Below are 16,509 nucleotides of genomic sequence, written 5' to 3' on the forward strand. Positions count from 1 at the left end.
GTCACGGCTCATGATCAAACGGTATACCGAATGGGCGCCCCGGCCGCGCTGACGGCCGTCACTCCCCCACGTACACCACACCGCCGGGAACGTCGGCGCGGATCTCCGTGCCGACCTGGCGCGCCATCAGGTCGTCGAGGCGCTCCAGGGGGCCGATGAGGGTGCGGCCGCCGGCCCGGGCGACGCGGATGGCGGCGTCGACCTTGGGCTTCATCGAGCCTTCGGCGAAGGTGAGCTCGGCCAGGCCCTCCGGGGAGGCGGTGAGGATGTCCCGCTGCTCGGGGGTGCCCCAGTTCCGGCTCACGAAGTCGCCGTCCGTGAGCATGATCAGCATGTCCGCCTCCAGGTCGGCGGCGAGCGCCGCGCTCGCCGCGTCCTTGTCGACGACGGCCTGCATGCCGATCTGGCGGCCCTTGGAGTCGGTGCGCACGGGCACGCCGCCGCCGCCCACGCAGACCACCAGCGTGCCGTTGTCGAGGAGCGTGCCGACCAGCGGCGCCTGCATGATGCGCAGCGGCTCGGGCGACGGGACGACCCGGCGGAACGCGCCGCCGTCGCGGGCGATCGTCCAGCGGTACTCGGCCGCGGCCTCGGCGGCGTCCTGCGCCGAGTAGGTGGGGCCGATCAGCTTGGTGGGGCGCTCGAAGGCCGGGTCGGCCTCGTCGACCTCGGTCGTGGTGAGGACGGCCGCCACCTCGCGCTCGCCGGCCAGGGCGTTGGAGAGCTCCTGCTGGATGACGTAGCCGATCATGCCCTGGGTCTCGGCGCCGAGGATGTCCAGCGGGTAGGCCGCGACGTCCTGGTAGGCGAGGTTCTGGAGGGCGAGGAGGCCGACCTGGGGGCCGTTGCCGTGGGTGATGACGACCTCGTGCTCGCGCGCCAGACCGGCCAGGGCCTGGCAGGCGCCCCGGACGTTGGCGCGCAGGCGGTCGGCCGTCATCGGCTCCCCGCGGCGGGCGAGTGCGTTTCCTCCGAGAGCGACGACGATGCGCATGCGATTTCCCTTGCGGTGCTTGTGTTCGCCTATGAGACCCAGAATGGTATACCAATATTGGATGACCGAAAGGGGGCAGGAGCGGTCACTGACGCACGGCGACGAGGAGGGCACGGTGAGGTGCCACAGCCATGCCGGCGACGCTCGGCCCAGGCCCGGCGACGCCGGGACGCCCGAGCACCCTCGGACCGCGTCCGGCGACGGCATACCGTTCGGCCACCCCCGGCCCCGGTCCGGCGACACCCCGACGCCCGACCGCCCTGGGACCCCGTCCCGCGACGCCCTGCCGCTCGGCGGCTCCCGGCCGCAGCCCGGCAACGGACTGCCGCCCCACGACGCCCGGACGCCCGACCGTCTCCGTGCCCGATCCGGCGACGCGCTGTTGCTCGACCGCCTGCGGGGGCTTTCCGGCAGCGGTTCGGTCCACTCGGTCTTCGCCCGGATGGTCAACCTGCTGACCCCGGACGGCATGCTCATCGCCCTCGCCGCACGCGACGGCGGTGACGCGCCCCGGACCCTGGTCACCGACCTCGCCGCCTGGACGGGGCGCGGCGTCGAGGCCGGCCGGAGCGTGGCCTTCGGGCACGGGAGCGTCACCCTCGACCGTCCGCACCCCCATCCCCCGCTCCGCGTCACCACCGCGGAGGCCCGCCCCTGGCACGCCGCCACGCCCTCCCTCGCCGGCCTCCCGCCCGGCGAACTCGCCGCCGCCGCCACCCTCCTCGACCGGCTCTGCCGCGCGTACGGACCGCCCGGCGGCATGCTCGGCGCGGCCCCCGGCGCCGGACCGATGGAGACCGCCGTCGCCCGCGCCCTCGACGAGGGGCGTACGACGCTGGTCGAGGCCGTACGGGCCGGCGACGCCGACAGGACACGGCGCGGCGTCCTCGCCCTGCTCGGCCTGGGCCCCGGACTGACCCCCGCCGGCGACGACTTCCTCACCGGCCTCGCCCTGCTCGCCGCCCTGCCGGGCAGCCGGCTCGCCGGTTTCCCGCCCGTCCTGCGGGACGTCCTGACCGGACACGGCGGCCGCACCACGGACCTCGGTCTCGCCACGGTGAGCGAGGCGGCCGACGGCCGGACCAGGGCCGAACTCCTCGACCTCCTGCGTCTGCTGGCGGAACGCCGCCCGGCGCGGGACCTGAACGTTCCCGTCCGGAAGGTGCTGACCATCGGTCACACCTCGGGCGGCGACACCCTGTCCGGCCTGGCGGCCGGACTCCGTCTGGAAGAAGAACTGCGAGGTCCGCTGTGAGCATCACAGCAGTCGTACGGAAGAACACCTATTTCGACTCCGTGTCCCTCATGTCCGTCTCGACCAAGGCCAACGGCCTGGACGGGGTGGACCAGGCGTTCACCGCCATGGGCACCGAGATGAACAAGGGGGTGCTGGAGAACCTGGGCCTGCTCACCGACGAGCTGCGGGCCGCCGAGAGCGGCGACCTCATGATCGTCCTGGTGTCGGAGGACGGCGCCGACACCGAGGCGCTCCTCGCGGAGATCGAGGACCTCCTCACCCGCAAGGCCCCCGCCTCCGCCGGCGGCGGCGAGGTCACCTACCGGACCATCGCCTCCGCCGCCGCGGGCATCGACGGCGCCAACCTCGCGGTCATCGCCGTCAACGGCGCCTACGCCGCCCGCGAGGCCCGCAAGGCCCTCGAGAGCGGCCTGCACGTGATGATGTTCAGCGACAACGTCGCCGTCGAGGACGAGATCGCGCTCAAGAACCTCGCCCACGACAAGGGCCTGTTCATGATGGGCCCGGACTGCGGCACCGCGATCGTCAACAACATCGCGCTCTGCTTCGGCAACAAGGTCCGCCCGGGCTCGATCGGCATCGTCGCCGCCTCCGGCACCGGCTCGCAGGAGGTCTCCGTCCGCGTCCACGCCCTGGGCGGCGGCATCTCGCAGCTCATCGGCACCGGCGGCCGCGACCTCTCCGAGCAGGTCGGCGGCATCATGATGGTCGACGGCATCCGCGCGCTCGCCGCCGACCCGGCCACCGACGTCATCGTCCTGGTCTCCAAGCCGCCGGCCGCTTCGGTCGAGAAGAAGGTCCTCGCCGAGGTCGCCGCCGCGGGCAAGCCGGTCGTCGTCTGGTTCATCGACGGCTCCGAGGAAGCGGTCACCGCCGCCGGCGGCCACTTCGCCGCCGGCAGCCTCCAGGCCGCCCGCAAGGCCGTCGAACTCGCCGGCGTCGAGGGCTACGCCGCCCAGGACGCCGGCGCCGGCGCGGAGGCCGCCGCCGAGGCCGTCGTCTCCCGCCTGGCCGAGGGCCAGAAGTACGTGCGCGGCCTGTTCTGCGGCGGCACCCTCTGCGACGAGACCATGTACGCCGTGCGCGACGCCGGGCTCGACGTCTGGTCCAACATCCAGAAGAACGCCGACTTCCGCCTCCCGGCCGGCTCCGCCTCGCGCGGCCACACCTTCCTCGACTTCGGCGACGACGACTTCACCAACGGCCGTCCGCACCCGATGATCGACCCGGCCCTGCGCATCGAGCGCATCGTCGAGGAGGCCGAGGACCCCGAGGTCGCCGCGATCGTCATGGACTTCGTCCTCGGCTTCGGCTCCCACGAGGACCCGGTCGGCACCACCCTCCCCGCCATCGAGGAGGCCCTGCGCATCGCGAAGGACGCCGGCCGTCACCTGGAGATCGTCGCCTACGTCCTCGGCACCGACCTGGACACCCCCTCCGTCGCCGCCCAGAGCGCCGCCCTGCGCGCGGCCGGCGTCACCGTCACCCTCAGCTCCACCGAGACGGGCCGGTTCGCCCGTGAGATCGCGAAGAAGGCCCAGGCATGAGCACCGAGAACACCGAACTCACCCCGGCAGCCCGGCTGTTCGCTTCCGACCTGAGCGTCGTCAACGTCGGCCTCGCCATGTTCGACGCCGACATCAAGGCCCAGGACGCCAAGGTCTCCACCCTGGACTGGACGCCGCCCGGCGGCGGCAACGCGGAGGCGGCCCGCGCCCTCGAAGCGCTGGAGCGCCCCGGGCTCGCCGCGCGGATCGAGGCCGCCAACGCCGAGGCCGTCGAGCGCATCATGGCCGCCCGCCCGATGCTGATCGGCTTCGGCCGCGCCCTCGACGTCGTCCCCGGCATGACCCCGACCACGATCCTCCACTCGGGCCCGCCCATCGCCTGGGAGGACATGAACGGCCCGATGAAGGGCGCCGTCACCGGCGCGATCGTCTTCGAGGGCCTGGCGGAGGACCTCGACGAGGCCGCCGAGGTCGCCGCCTCCGGCCGGATCACCTTCAAGCCGTGCCACGAGGCGGACTCGGTCGGCTCGATGGCCGGCGTCACCTCCGCCTCGATGTACGTGCACATCGTGAAGAACGAGACGCACGGCAACATCGCGTACACCAACCTGTCCGAGCAGATGGCGAAGATCCTGCGGATGGGCGCCAACGACCAGAGCGTCGTCGACCGCCTCGTCTGGATGCGGGACGTCTTCGGCCCGATGCTCAAGGAGGCCGTGGAGTTCACCGGCCCCCTCGACCTGCGCCTGCTGCTGTCCCAGGCCCTTCACATGGGCGACGAGTGCCACAACCGCAACGGCGCCGGCACGCTGCTGCTCTTCCAGGCGCTCGCGCCGGGTCTGCTCCAGTCGTCCTTCACGACCGAGCAGAAGAAGGAGGTCTTCGACTTCGTCGCGTCCTCCGACTACTTCTCGGGACCGACGTGGATGGCGATGGCCAAGGCCGCGCTCGACGCCGCCAACGGCGTGGCGGACTCCACGATCGTCACCACGATGGCCCGCAACGGCGTCGAGTTCGGCATCCGCGTCGCCGGCCTGCCCGGACAGTGGTTCACCGGTCCCGCGCAGAAGGTGATCGGCCCCATGTTCGCCGGTTACAGGCCGGAGGACTCCGGCCTCGACATCGGCGACAGCGCGATCACCGAGACGTACGGCTTCGGCGGCTTCGCGATGTCGGCGGCCCCCGCCATCGTCGCGCTGGTCGGCGGCACCGTGGCCGAGGCCATGGGCTACACCCGCGACATGGGCGAGATCACCACGGCGCAGAACCCCAACGTCACGATCCCGGCCCTCGACTTCCAGGGCCTGCCCACCGGCATCGACGTCCGCAAGGTCCTCGACACCGGGATCCTGCCGATCATCAACACGGCCATCGCCCACAAGGAGGCCGGCATCGGAATGATCGGCGCCGGCATCACCCACCCGCCCGCCGAGGTCTTCACCAAGGCTGCCACCGCCCTCGCCTCCGCTCTCGCCTGACGCGCGACAGCCCTCCCGGAAGACCGGACACGATGAAGACAAACCGCTCCGCCGCGGAACCGGACACCTCCGCGGGCCGGGAACTCGACGACGAGTTCGAGCACAGCCCGGTACCGGCCGACCGCCGGAAGTCGCTCCTGACGGTCTCGGCCGTCTGGTTCGGATTCCCGATGATCCTGACCAACGCCATCCCCGGCGGCGTGGTCGTCGCCATGCTGGGCTTCTGGCGTGGGCTCGCGGCCATCCTCGTGGCCAACCTCGTCATGCTCCTGTACGTGGGGATCCTCAGCCACCGGGCCGGAACCACCGGCGAGAGCTTCTCGCTCCAGGCCACACGCACCTTCGGCCGCGGCGGCTACGTCATCGCCTCCGCGTTCCTGGCCACGATCGTGGTCGGCTGGTTCGCGTTCAACACCGGTGCCACCGGCGCGACGCTGCACGCGTCGTTCGGCTGGCACGAGCAGTTGGTCACCGTGCTCGCGGGTCTGGGCTTCATAGGCCTGACCTATCTGGGCATCAAGGCGCTGTCCTGGCTGGGCGCGGTCGCCGCGCCGCTGTTCGTCGTCGCCGGTGTCATCGCCCTGGTCGTCGTGGCCCGTGACCACGACCTGGGTGCCGTGTTCTCGTACCAGGGCGTCGGCGGCGCGTCCGCGCTCACCTTCGGCGCGGCCGTCTCCACGATCATGGCGACGTTCGCCGACTCGGGCACGATGACCGCGGACTTCACCCGCTGGTCGAAGAACGGCCGGCAGGCCGTCCTCGCGACCGTCAGCGCGTTCCCGATCGCGAGCCTCGTCGCCCAGGTCACCGGTGGTCTGGTCGTCGCGGCGGGCGCCATCGCCTCGGCCGGCACGACGGGCGGCGACTTCCTGCCGATCCTGACCGGCGAGCACTCCGGGATCCTGAACGTGATCGCGGCCGTGTTCGTCTTCGTCAACCTCGGTTCCGTGTGCAGCCACTGCCTGTACAACGGCGCACTGGGCTGGTCGCACCTGACCGGCACGACGATGCGCCTGATGACGATCGTCCTCGGTCTCATCGGTACGGCGGCCGCGCTCGCGGGTGTCTGGAACCACTTCCTGAGCTGGCTGGTCATCCTGAGCGTGTTCGTGCCGCCGCTCGGCGGCGTGCTCATCGCCGACATGTTCTTCGCCCGCGGCGGCCGCGGCGCGATGGACCGGCGTCCCACCGTGGCGGTCCGTCCGACGGCCTTCGTGGCCTGGGCGATCGGCGCGACGGCCGGCGGTGCCGCCCACTGGTGGGCGCCGCAGCTGTCCGACGCGGTCACCGGCCTGGTCGTCGCGGTGGTCGCGTACGCCGTCCTGGAACGGGCCGTGTCGCGGCCGTCCGAGCCCGAGGACCGGTCCCCGACGGTCGGCGCACCCGAGGCGACGGTGGGGTGACCACCCCGGCCGGCACCACACCGTCAGGACGACCGCGCCCCCGCCCCCACCTCCCTGGGGGCGGGGGCGCGGTCGTCGTGCAGGGGCGCCTTGGAGCAGAACCCGGCCCCGGTCAGCGGAAGGCCGGTTCCTCCAGCGTCAGCGTGCACGTGTCCGCGTCCAGGACGGCCGGCAGGCCGAGCGGCAGGGTGAGCGCGGTCGTGCTGTGCCCGAAGCCCAGCTCCTCCACGACCGGCACCCCGAGGCCGCCGAGCCGGTCGGCCAGCACCGCCCGTACCTCCTCGTACGGACCGCATTCCTCCCAGGAACCGAGGCCGATGCCCGCGACCCCGTCGAGCAGGCCGGAGCGCAGCAGTTGGGTGAGGATGCGGTCGAGGCGATACGGCTCCTCCCCCACGTCCTCCAGGAGCAGCAGCCCGCCGCGCGCCGAGGTCCGCCCGTGCGGGGTGCCGAGGTCGGCGGCGAGGAGGCTGGCGCAGCCGCCGAGCGTCACGCCCCGCGCGCGGCCCGGCACCAGGGCCCGTGCCGTGTCCAGGCCGAGCGTCAGGACGGTCCCGGGCTCGAAGAGGGTGGCCCGCAGCGACTCCTGGGTGCGCGGGTCCGACAGAAACGTGCCGGCGGCGACCATCGGTCCGTGCAGGGTGGCGAAGCCGGCCCGGACGGCGAAGGCCTCGTGCAGTGCGGTGACGTCGCTGTAGCCGACGAAGGCCTTGGGCCCGGCCGCCCGTATCGCCTGCCAGTCGACCAGGTCGACCATGCGCTGGGCCCCGAAGCCGCCGCGGGCGCAGAGCACCGCGGAGACCGTGGGGTCGCACCAGGCCTCGGTGAGGTCGCGGGCCCGCGCCAGGTCCGCGCCCGCGAGGTGGCCGAGCGTGGGGTGGGTGTCCAGGACGTGCGGGGCGACCACCGGTTCCAGGCCCCAGCCGCGCAGGATGTCGAGCCCTGCCGTGAGCCGTTCCCCGGGGATGGGTCCGCTGGGGGCGACGACGGCGACCCGCGCCCCGGGCGCGAGCCGTTCGGCCCGGGCCAGAGGACTCACCGGGGTCACGTGCGGTACTCCAGGTCCGGTACGTCCGTACGGTCGATGCCGAAGGTCCGTACGTACAGGGAGAGTTCGGCCTCCAGCGCCTGGATCATCGTGTCGGCCCTGCGGAAGCCGTGCCCCTCCCCCTCGAAGGCGAGGTAGGCGTGCGGGACGCCCAGGCCGGCCGCGCGGGCGAGGAGGCGCTCGGCCTGCGCGGGCGGGCAGATGACGTCGTCGAGGCCCTGGAGCAGCAGGAACGGGGCGGTGACGCGGTCGACGTGCTCGATCGGCGAGCGTTCCTTGTAGCGGGCGGGCACTTCGTCGAGCGGTCCGACCAGTCCGTGGAGGTACTGGGACTCGAAGTCGTGGGTCTCGTCGGTGGCCCAGTTCCGCAGGTCGAGTACGGGGTAGATGATCGTGCCGCAGGCGTACACGTCGGTGGAGACGAGGGACGCGGCGGTGGTCCAGCCGCCGGCGCTGCCGCCGCGTACCGCGATCCGGGCGGGGTCGGCGGTGCCCTCGGCGGCGAGCGCTTCCGCGACGGCGGCGCAGTCCTCGACGTCGACGACGCCCCACTGCTCGCGCAGCCGCTCCCGGTACTCCCGGCCGTAGCCGGTCGAGCCGCCGTAGTCGACCTCGGCGACGCCGATGCCCCGTGAGGTGAAGTAGGCGATGTCCAGGTCGAGGACGAGCGGCGCGCGCCCGGTGGGGCCGCCGTGGGCCCAGATCACATAGGGCGGCAGTTCGCCCTCGGGCCCGGTGAATCCGGGGTGGTGGGGCGGGAAGACCTGCGCGTGGATCTCCCGCCCGCCGGGGCCGGTGAAGGTGCGGACCCGGGGCTCGGGGAGGTACGCGGGGTCGACGGCGTCGGTGTGCGCGGCGCCGACCACGCGGCTGCGGCCGGTGCAGGTGTCGAGCTCGACGAGCTCGGCCGAGCTGCGCGGTCCGGCGGCGACGCCGACGACCCGGGTGCCGTGCGCGGCGAGGGTGGCGGCCCACTCGACGCGGTGCCCGCCGGCGTCGACGAGCTCGCGGCGCTCGGGATCGAGGATCCCGAGGGAGGGGGATCCCCTGCCGTGGACGACGGCGATGAGCCCGTTCTCCAGGGGCGTGAACCAGCGGAGCCCGATCTGCCAGAGCGGCCCGCCGAACTCCTCGGCGCGCGGGCAGAGCGCCTCCGGTTCGGTGAGGCCGCCGTCGGGCGCGACCTCCGCGCGGTAGAGGTTCCACCAGCCGGTGCGGTCGCTGACGAGGAGCAGCCTCCCGGCCGCGTCCCAGTCGACCTGCGGGATCGACTCGGAGGTCCCGCCGGCGACGGTCCCGGCCTCGCGGAAGGTGCCGTCGGGGGTGACGTCGGCGAGCTGGACCTCGGTGCCGTCCCAGGGCATCCGGGGGTGGTCCCAGGCGATCCAGGCCGCCCGGCGGCCGTCCGGGGAGAGCCGGGGTCCGGTCACGAACCGGTGGCGACCGTCGGAGAGTTCACGGACGGCGGCGCGGTCGTCGGCGGCGGAGCCGTCGAGGGGGACGGCGGCGAGGACGCGGCGGACGTCGGTGGGGGCGGGGCCGGTGAACTCCTCCAGGACGCACCACACCTCGCCCCGCTCCGGGTGGATCACGGGGTCCACCCAGCGCAGTCCGCCGCCGACGGCGGAGAGGGGGGTGAGCGGCCGCGGCTCCGCGCCGGGCGCGGCGTCGGGTTCGTAGGCGTAGAGCCGCTGGTCGGGGAAGTGGCAGAAGACGGCGAGGGGCCCGTCCGCCGGGCGCGGGACGGCCGCCCATGGCTGCCCGCCGTACTCGATCACGCGGCTCCGCACGTTCCACGGGGCGGGCAGCAGGCTCTCCTCGGTGCCGTCGGCGCGCCGCCGGACGAGGGCACGGCGGCCGCCCTCGGCGGGGCGGGGCGCGGTCCACCAGAGTTCGTCGCCGACGGCGCCGAGGAAGTCGGGCCGTCCGTCGTGCGCCGCGGCGAGCGCGGCGTCCACGGGCGAAGGCCAGCTGCCGTACCCGGCCGTGGTCGTGTCCATCTCGTCTCCCCCTGTCATGGGTCCGGTCCCCCTCGGTCCTGCGTGGATGTCCTAGGCGGACTTCAGATAGTGGTCGAGCACGCGGACGCCGAAGTGCAGGGCGTCCACCGGGACCCGCTCGTCGACGCCGTGGAAGAGCGCTCCGTAGTCGAGGTCCGGGGGCAGCCGGAGCGGCGAGAAGCCGTACCCGGTGATGCCGAGCCGGGAGAACTGCTTGGCGTCGGTGCCGCCGGACATGGTGAACGGCACGACGTGCCCGGCCGGGTCGAAGCGCTCGACGGCGGCCCGCAGCTTGGCGAAGGTCGGCGAGTCGACCGGCGCCTCCAGGGGCACCTCGCGGTGGTGGAACTCCCACTCCACGTCGGGCCCGGTGAGCTGGTCCATGGTGGCGGCGAACTCCTCCTCGGCGCCCGGCAGCATCCGCCCGTCGATGTAGGCGACGGCCTGGCCCGGGATGACGTTGACCTTGTAACCGGCCTCCAGCATCGTCGGGTTGGCGCTGTTGCGGACGGTCGGCTCGACGAGCGCGGCGGCGGGGCCCAGCTTGTCGAGGAGGAGATCGACGTCGAGGTCGCGGGCGCTGGTGTCGACGTCGATGCCGTAGAGCGCCGCGAGTTCCTTGAGGGCGGCGCGGACGGTGGTGGTGAGGCGGACCGGCCAGGTGTGGGTGCCGATCCGGGCGACGGCGGTGGCGAGGCGGGTGACGGCGTTCTCCGCGTTCACCTTGGAGCCGTGGCCGGCCCGGCCGTGGGCGGTGAGCTTGAGCCAGGCGGTGCCCCGCTCCCCGGCCGCGATCGGGTAGAGGGTGGTGCCGGGCTGCGGGTGGAAGCTGAACGCCCCGGACTCGCTGATGCCCTCCGTACACCCTTCGAAGAGGGCCGCGTGCCGGTCGGCGAGGAAGCCGGAGCCGTCCTCGGCGCTGGCCTCCTCGTCGGCGGTGTAGGCGAGGACGATGTCGCGGCGGGGCCGGATGCCCTGGCGGGCCCAGGAGCGGACGACGGCCAGGACCATCGCGTCCATGTTCTTCATGTCGACGGCGCCGCGCCCCCAGACGATCCCGTCGCGGACCTCGCCGGAGAAGGGGTGCACGGTCCATTCGGCGGGGTCGGCGGGCACGACGTCCAGGTGGCCGTGGACGAGGAGCGCCTCGGCCGAGGGGTCGGTGCCGGGGATCCGCGCCACGACGTTGGTGCGGCCGGGGGTCCGCTCCAGGAGGGTGGGTTCGATCCCGGCGTCCGCGAGCCGCTCGGCGACGTACTCGGCGGCCGGCCGCTCGCGGCAGTCGCCGCCGCCCCGGTTGGTGGTGTCGATGCGGATGAGCTCGGAGGTGAAGGTGACCACCTCGTCGAGCGCCGTCGTGTCCGGGCCCCGGACCTCCTCAGCCATACTGCTCCTCCACCGCGGCCGAGACGATGGTCGTGACCGCCTTGAACGTGCGAATTGCCTCGTACATCGTCTCGCTGGTGTACGCGACGCGCCGCTCGCCGCTCCGCGCCACGCCGGGAACCACCGTGGCGGCGGCGCCCAGGTGCTCGGCGTCGAACTCCAGCTCCACGGTGAAGGGGCCGCCCCGGACCGGCTCGTGCCGGACGGCGAGCGCGGCGCCCGTCTTCGCGGCGGCGCGGATGTCGGCGGCTGTCCGGGCCGGGGTGCGGCACACCGCCGCGTACCGGGAGACGTGGTCCTTGACGGCGACCTTGGGCGCCTCGGGCGCGTAGCCGAGGGCGTCCTCGCAGGTCAGGTCGTCGCCGGTGACGAGGACGACGGGCACGCCGTACTCCGCGACGACACGGGCGTTGAGCAGGCCCTCGCTCGCCCGCTCGCCGTTGAGCCAGACCCCGGTGATCGAGTTGGCGAGATACGTGTGCGCGAGGACACCCTCGGTGCCCGCGCCGGTGTGGTAGCCGACGAACGCGATGCCGTCGACGTCCCCGTGCTGCACGCCCTCGACCATCGAGAGCGACTTGTGCTTGCCGGTGAGCATCTCGGCCCGCTCGTCGAGCCGCTCCAGGAGCAGGTTCCGCATGGACCAGTGCGCCTCGTTGATGAGGACCTCGTCCGCACCGCCGTCGAAGAAGCCGAGCACGGCGGCGTTCACGTCGGACGTGAACATCGCGCGGCACCGCTCCCACTGGGGCGTGCCGGGCAGCACGTCGGCGGGCCAGGTCACACCGGTCGCGCCCTCCATGTCGGCGCTGATGAGGATCTTCATGCCTGGCACCGTACGCGCCGCCCGACGGCCCCACCACCCCTGTGGATAACCATCGTTGGAGTGGACCAATGACATGGACCGGACGGCGGTACGGATCACCCGGCCGGTTCCGGATGCCCTCCTGGGCTCCCCGTACGAGAAAAGGGACGAAACATCGCCAACGGGCGCGTATAGGCTGTCGGCCGCAGTTGTCGTTGTCGACCTTCCGGAGAGAACTCGGTGGCCATCGCCTTCACCCCGTCCGAAACGTCCCCCGCCGAGCCCGGGACCGCCGGGCCGCCCGTCATGGCGGAGGAGCCGGAGTTCTGGGAGCCCTCGGCCCCCGATCCCCAGAACGCACCGGACGACGCGCAGGACGCGAACCACGACGACCAGGCCCGTGATCACGACCCCGTCGTCGTCCGTGACGCCCGGGAGTTCGGGGTCTACGCGCGGACCGGTGGCTGGACCTTCGCGTTGAAGGTGGCGCGGAGCGTCCGGCCCGGCGGGCAGGCCGCCGAGGGGACGGCGGCGGCGAAGGTCTCCGCGAAGGCCTTCGCGGAGCTCGCCGGGTGCTCGCCCGAGCGGGTCATGCGCTACTACAAGGCCTGGGACATGGCGGCGGACGACGGTCTCGTCCCGCAGTTCGAGGTCCTGGTCCCGGGCGAGGACATCGAGCTGCCGGACGCGGACGTCTGGCTCTCGTACTACACCTCCCGCAACAGCGCGTCCTCCGTGCGCGGCCAGGCGATCAGCGCGGCGGCCGAGGCGGAGGGCATCCGGCCGACGAAGGCCCTGGAGGTCGCGGAGAACCCGACGGCGCTGCGGGCGGCGATCCTCGCCGACCCGGGGACGGCGGAGGCCGCGCGCGGGGCGCTGCTCGACCGGATGAAGGAGGACCCGGCGCTCCAGACCGAGATGGCCCGCGCCTTCGCCCGTACCGACGACCTGAAGAAGGCGGTGGCGAACGAGGCGAAGGCGGCCGACCGCATCGGGTACGTGCGGCAGATCGTCGAGAACGGCCAGATCAGGACCCCCGCCGGGCAGACCGTGGAGGCGCCGGCCGAGCTGCGGGCCGAGGCCGAGCGGCACCTGTCGCTCCTCGACGAGCTGGACGACTCGGAGGAGGCGGGCGAGTGGGCCGGCGAGGCCTACGACACGGTGAAGGGCCTGGTCGCCAAGGCGGTCGAGGAGGACCCGGCGCTGCGTGTCCAGGAGCGGCGGACGAAGTTCTACAACAGCCTGCAGAAGGCGACGAAGGTCTTCGAGGAGCTCACGCTCGACGAGGTGATGGAGGAGGACATCTACGAGGCGGACATGCTCCAGCGCCTCGAAGCCCTCCAGGAGGCGATCGGCACCTGCATCAGCGCGCTGCGCAGGGCGACGACGACCGCCTCCTCCTGACGGCGGAAGGCTCAGTCCTCGTGGCCGAGCTGGAGGTCGCGCTCGGTGCGGCCGCCGCCGGCCACCTGGAGGACGGTGGCGACGGGCGGGTACCCGGCGGCGATGACCGTGTACTCGCCGGAGGACAGGTCGACGAAGCGGAAGGTGCCGTCGGCGCCGGTGGTGAGGGTGTCGACGACGTTGCCCGCGGCGTCGAGGAGGGTGACCCGGGCGTCCTCCACGGGGCGCCCTCCCCCGGCCCGTACGGTGCCGCGGAGCACCGCGCCGCCGGCCAGCTCGATGTCCTGGCGGGTCTCGCGGGAGGCCTGGACGCTCACGGGGAGCGCGGCGGGCCGGAAGGCGGGGGCGCTGGCGGCGAGCGTGTACTCGCCCGCGACCAGTTCGCCGATGACGTAGCCGCCCTCGCGCCCGCTGCGGGTGGAGGCGACGACCTCGCCTCGTACGTCGGTGAGGGTGACGGCCGCGTCCCGTACGGGCGTGCCGTCGGCGGTGACGACGCTGCCCGCGAGCCGCCCGGCGCCGCCGAGGACGACGTCGAGCTCCACGGGCCGGTCGCCGACGGTGACGGAGACGGCCTGTGGCTGGTGTCCGCCGGCCGCGGCGATCAGGACGTACGCGCCGCCGCCGGGGACGCTCAGGGCGTACCGGCCGTCCTCCCCGCTGGCGCCGCGGCCGATCTGCCGGCCCTGGACGTCGATGAGGGTGAGCGCGGCCCGGGGGACGCGGCTGCCGTCGTGGTGCTGGACGGTGCCGCAGACGGGCACCCCGGAGTGCGGCGGTGCGGGGGCGGCGGCCGCGGCGGGGGCCGCGTGGCGGGCATGCGGGACGGGGGTGGTGGGGGCCTCGGTGGCGGGGGTGTGGGACACCAGCGGTTTCTCCTTGAGGAAGAAGGCGAGGACGAGGCCGAGCACGAGGACCGGCACGAGGTAGAGGAAGATCCGCGGCATCGCGTCCGCGTACGCCTGCACGTAGGCGTCGCGCAGGGCGGGCGGCAGGGTGTGGACGGTCCCCGGGGTGATCGACTCGGCCGGCGGCAGCCGCGTGGGGCCGCCCTGGGCGAGGACGCCCGCGAGCCGGTCGCTCAGGGCGTCGTCGAGCCGGGAGGCGAAGAGGGTGCCGAAGACGGCGGCGCCGACGCTGCCGCCGATCTGGCGGAAGTAGTTGTGGGCGCTGGTGGCGGTGCCGAGGTCGGCGGGGCGTACGGAGTTCTGCACGGCGAGCACGAGGACCGGCATGACGAGGCCGATGCCGGCGCCGAGGACGGCCTGCCAGAGGCTGTGCTGGAGGCGCGGGGTGTCGGTGTCCATGCGGGAGAGCAGCCACATGCCGAGGGCGGAGACGGCCGCGCCGATCACCGGGTAGATCTTGTAGTGGCCGGTGCGGCTGATGAGCTGGCCGGAGACGACGGAGGCGATGACGATGCCGCCCATGAGGGGCAGCATCAGCAGGCCGGACTCGGTGGCGCTGGCGCCCTCGACCATCTGCAGGAAGCTGGGGAGGTAGCTGGCGGCGCCGAAGAGCGCGATGCCGATCACGGCGCCGACGAGGGCGGTGACGGTGAAGACGGAGTCGCGGAACAGCCGGAGCGGGATGAGCGGTTCGGGCGCGAAGCGCTCGACGACCACGAAGAGGACGGCCGCTCCGGCGGCTCCGGCGGCGAGGGCGAGGATGACCCGGGAGTCCCAGGCGTACTCGGTGCCGCCCCAGCTCGTCAGCAGGACCAGGCAGGTGGAGGCGGCGGCGAGGAGCAGTGCGCCGAGGACGTCGAGGCGCGCGCGTGCGGCGGGTTTCGGGAGCTTGAGGACGGCGGCGACGACGGCGAGGGTGAGGAGCCCGAAGGGCACGTTGAAGTAGAAGCACCAGCGCCAGGAGACGTGGTCGGTGAAGAAGCCGCCCAGCAGGGGTCCGGCGACGGAGGCGAGGCCGAAGGCGGCGCCGATGAGCCCCATGTAGCGGCCGCGTTCCCGGGCGGGGACGATGTCGGCGATGATCGCCTGGACGCCGATCATGAGGCCGCCGGCGCCGATGCCCTGGATCGCGCGGAAGGCGATGAGCTGGTCCATGGTGCGGGACCAGCCGGCGAGGCCGGAGCCGATGACGAAGACGACGATGGCGAAGAGGAAGACGCCCTTGCGGCCGAGGAGGTCGCCGAGCTTTCCGTAGACCGGCAGGCCGATGGTGGAGGTCAGCAGGTAGGCGGTGATCGCCCAGGACATCCGGTCGAGACCGTGGAGTTCGCCGACGATCTTCGGCAGGGCGGTGGCGACGATCATCTGCTCGAGCGCGGCGAGGAGCAGCGCGAGCATGAGGCCGCAGAAGACGAGCCGGACGCGGCGGGGTTCGAGCGCGGCGGGTCCCGGCTCGGGAGGCGGTGCGAGGTCGGCGGCCGGCCCGTCCGGGGCGAGCGGTTCCGCGTCCCCGTCACGGTCTTTCACGATCGTGATCGCACCCACGTGTCTGCTCCCCTCGTCACGGCGTCTGCGCCGCGCCATTCTTCGCATTGCGCGCGAAGGGGGAGCAAGTCGGGCGGTACGGGAGGGCGGTGGCGATCCGGGGGACGAACGTCCCTGCGTCACGGCGCACTTGGGTCGCTCATCAGCGCGTTTACGAGAAGGCCCGCGCCCCCTCGGTGCGCTGGGGCGCCGGTACGGGGGTGCGGGCGATCCACTCGAATCGGTGAACGCTCCGGGCGTTACTTCTCGACCTCGTCCGCCAGCTTGGCGAGGACGGCGTCGTAGATGCGACCGAGACCCTTGGGCGCGAAGGTCCGCTCGAAGAAGCCGCCGATGCCGCCGGCGCCGTTCCAGACGGTGGTGACGACGGCGCGGGACTTGCCCTCGCCGGCGGGGGTCACGGTCCAGGTGGTGACCATGGAGGAGTTGCGGTCCTTCTCGACGAGCTGCCCGTCGGTGGGCTCACTGACCTCCAGGAGGCAGTCGCGGACGCGCTTGCTCGTGGCCTGGAGCTTCCAGTGGACGAGGGTGCCCTCGCCGTCGCCGCCCTCGCGCACCTCGTACTCGCTGAAGTGCTCGGGGAGCAGCTTCGCGCGCGTGCCGCTGTAGTCGGCCAGCGCGTCGAACACCGTCTCCGCGTCCGCGGCGATGATCCGTTCCGTGGTGGCCTCGACCTGCGCCATTGACTTCCTCCAGCTCGTGATTCCTCAGGGGTGTGGGCCAAGCGAACCACGTGGGCTCCGGGGGGCGAAATCCGGGTTGCGGCGATCAA

General features: G+C 73.1%; 12 protein-coding genes. 5 read left to right on the forward strand and 7 right to left on the reverse strand.

Going from position 1 to position 16,509, the window contains the following annotated elements:
• Positions 1-58: 58 nt before the first annotated feature.
• Positions 59-994 carry a carbamate kinase gene (locus tag ACFYX3_RS20355; protein ID WP_389015158.1) on the reverse strand — a complete coding sequence of 312 codons (936 nt, stop codon included), beginning with the start codon at positions 992-994 and terminating at the stop codon, positions 59-61.
• 61 nt (positions 995-1,055) lie between these two features.
• On the opposite strand from ACFYX3_RS20355, the gene ACFYX3_RS20360 reads away from it, so the two are divergent.
• The 4 genes from ACFYX3_RS20360 to ACFYX3_RS20375 are packed head-to-tail and all read left to right on the forward strand — an operon-like array spanning position 1,056 to position 6,641.
• A complete protein-coding gene (locus tag ACFYX3_RS20360; protein WP_389015161.1) occupies positions 1,056-2,249 on the forward strand; it encodes a DUF2877 domain-containing protein in 1,194 nt (397 codons plus the stop codon).
• Positions 2,246-3,799, forward strand: a complete 1,554-nt coding sequence (fdrA, locus tag ACFYX3_RS20365) for an acyl-CoA synthetase FdrA (RefSeq protein WP_389015164.1) — start codon at positions 2,246-2,248, stop codon at positions 3,797-3,799. The genes ACFYX3_RS20360 and fdrA overlap by 4 nt, the downstream gene beginning before the upstream one ends.
• Positions 3,796-5,238: a DUF1116 domain-containing protein gene (locus ACFYX3_RS20370; RefSeq protein ID WP_389015167.1), complete on the forward strand. Its 1,443-nt coding sequence runs from the start codon at positions 3,796-3,798 to the stop codon at positions 5,236-5,238. The genes fdrA and ACFYX3_RS20370 overlap by 4 nt, the downstream gene beginning before the upstream one ends.
• Before the next feature lie 32 nt (positions 5,239-5,270).
• Positions 5,271-6,641: a cytosine permease gene (locus tag ACFYX3_RS20375; protein ID WP_389015170.1), complete on the forward strand. Its 1,371-nt coding sequence runs from the start codon at positions 5,271-5,273 to the stop codon at positions 6,639-6,641.
• 112 nt (positions 6,642-6,753) lie between these two features.
• On the opposite strand, the gene ACFYX3_RS20380 is transcribed toward ACFYX3_RS20375, so the two are convergent.
• The 4 genes from ACFYX3_RS20380 to ACFYX3_RS20395 are packed head-to-tail and all read right to left on the reverse strand — an operon-like array spanning position 6,754 to position 11,901.
• Positions 6,754-7,689 (reverse strand): LD-carboxypeptidase, encoded by a 936-nt coding sequence (locus ACFYX3_RS20380; RefSeq protein ID WP_389015173.1) that lies wholly within the window; start codon positions 7,687-7,689, stop codon positions 6,754-6,756.
• Complete coding sequence (locus tag ACFYX3_RS20385) at positions 7,686-9,707, reverse strand: prolyl oligopeptidase family serine peptidase (protein ID WP_389015176.1); 2,022 nt, start codon at positions 9,705-9,707, stop codon at positions 7,686-7,688. Before ACFYX3_RS20385 ends, ACFYX3_RS20380 begins: the two co-directional genes overlap by 4 nt.
• A gap of 33 nt (positions 9,708-9,740) precedes the next feature.
• Positions 9,741-11,075 carry a M20/M25/M40 family metallo-hydrolase gene (locus ACFYX3_RS20390; protein ID WP_389015179.1) on the reverse strand — a complete coding sequence of 445 codons (1,335 nt, stop codon included), beginning with the start codon at positions 11,073-11,075 and terminating at the stop codon, positions 9,741-9,743.
• A complete protein-coding gene (locus ACFYX3_RS20395; RefSeq protein WP_389015182.1) occupies positions 11,068-11,901 on the reverse strand; it encodes a M55 family metallopeptidase in 834 nt (277 codons plus the stop codon). Before ACFYX3_RS20395 ends, ACFYX3_RS20390 begins: the two co-directional genes overlap by 8 nt.
• 219 nt (positions 11,902-12,120) lie before the next feature.
• On the opposite strand from ACFYX3_RS20395, the gene ACFYX3_RS20400 reads away from it, so the two are divergent.
• Positions 12,121-13,284 carry a hypothetical protein gene (locus ACFYX3_RS20400; RefSeq protein WP_389015185.1) on the forward strand — a complete coding sequence of 388 codons (1,164 nt, stop codon included), beginning with the start codon at positions 12,121-12,123 and terminating at the stop codon, positions 13,282-13,284.
• Positions 13,285-13,295: 11 nt separating this feature from the next.
• Here ACFYX3_RS20400 and ACFYX3_RS20405 read toward each other — a convergent pair whose 3' ends face one another.
• Positions 13,296-15,737 carry an MFS transporter gene (locus ACFYX3_RS20405; protein ID WP_385659143.1) on the reverse strand — a complete coding sequence of 814 codons (2,442 nt, stop codon included), beginning with the start codon at positions 15,735-15,737 and terminating at the stop codon, positions 13,296-13,298.
• Between the two features lie 239 nt (positions 15,738-15,976).
• Positions 15,977-16,420, reverse strand: coding sequence for an SRPBCC family protein (locus ACFYX3_RS20410; protein ID WP_116158034.1), 444 nt, complete (start codon positions 16,418-16,420; stop codon positions 15,977-15,979).
• Positions 16,421-16,509 lie beyond the last annotated feature (89 nt).

This window comes from Streptomyces sp. NPDC002463 (assembly GCF_042889835.1).
Classification (GTDB): Bacteria; Actinomycetota; Actinomycetes; order Streptomycetales; family Streptomycetaceae; genus Streptomyces; species Streptomyces nymphaeiformis.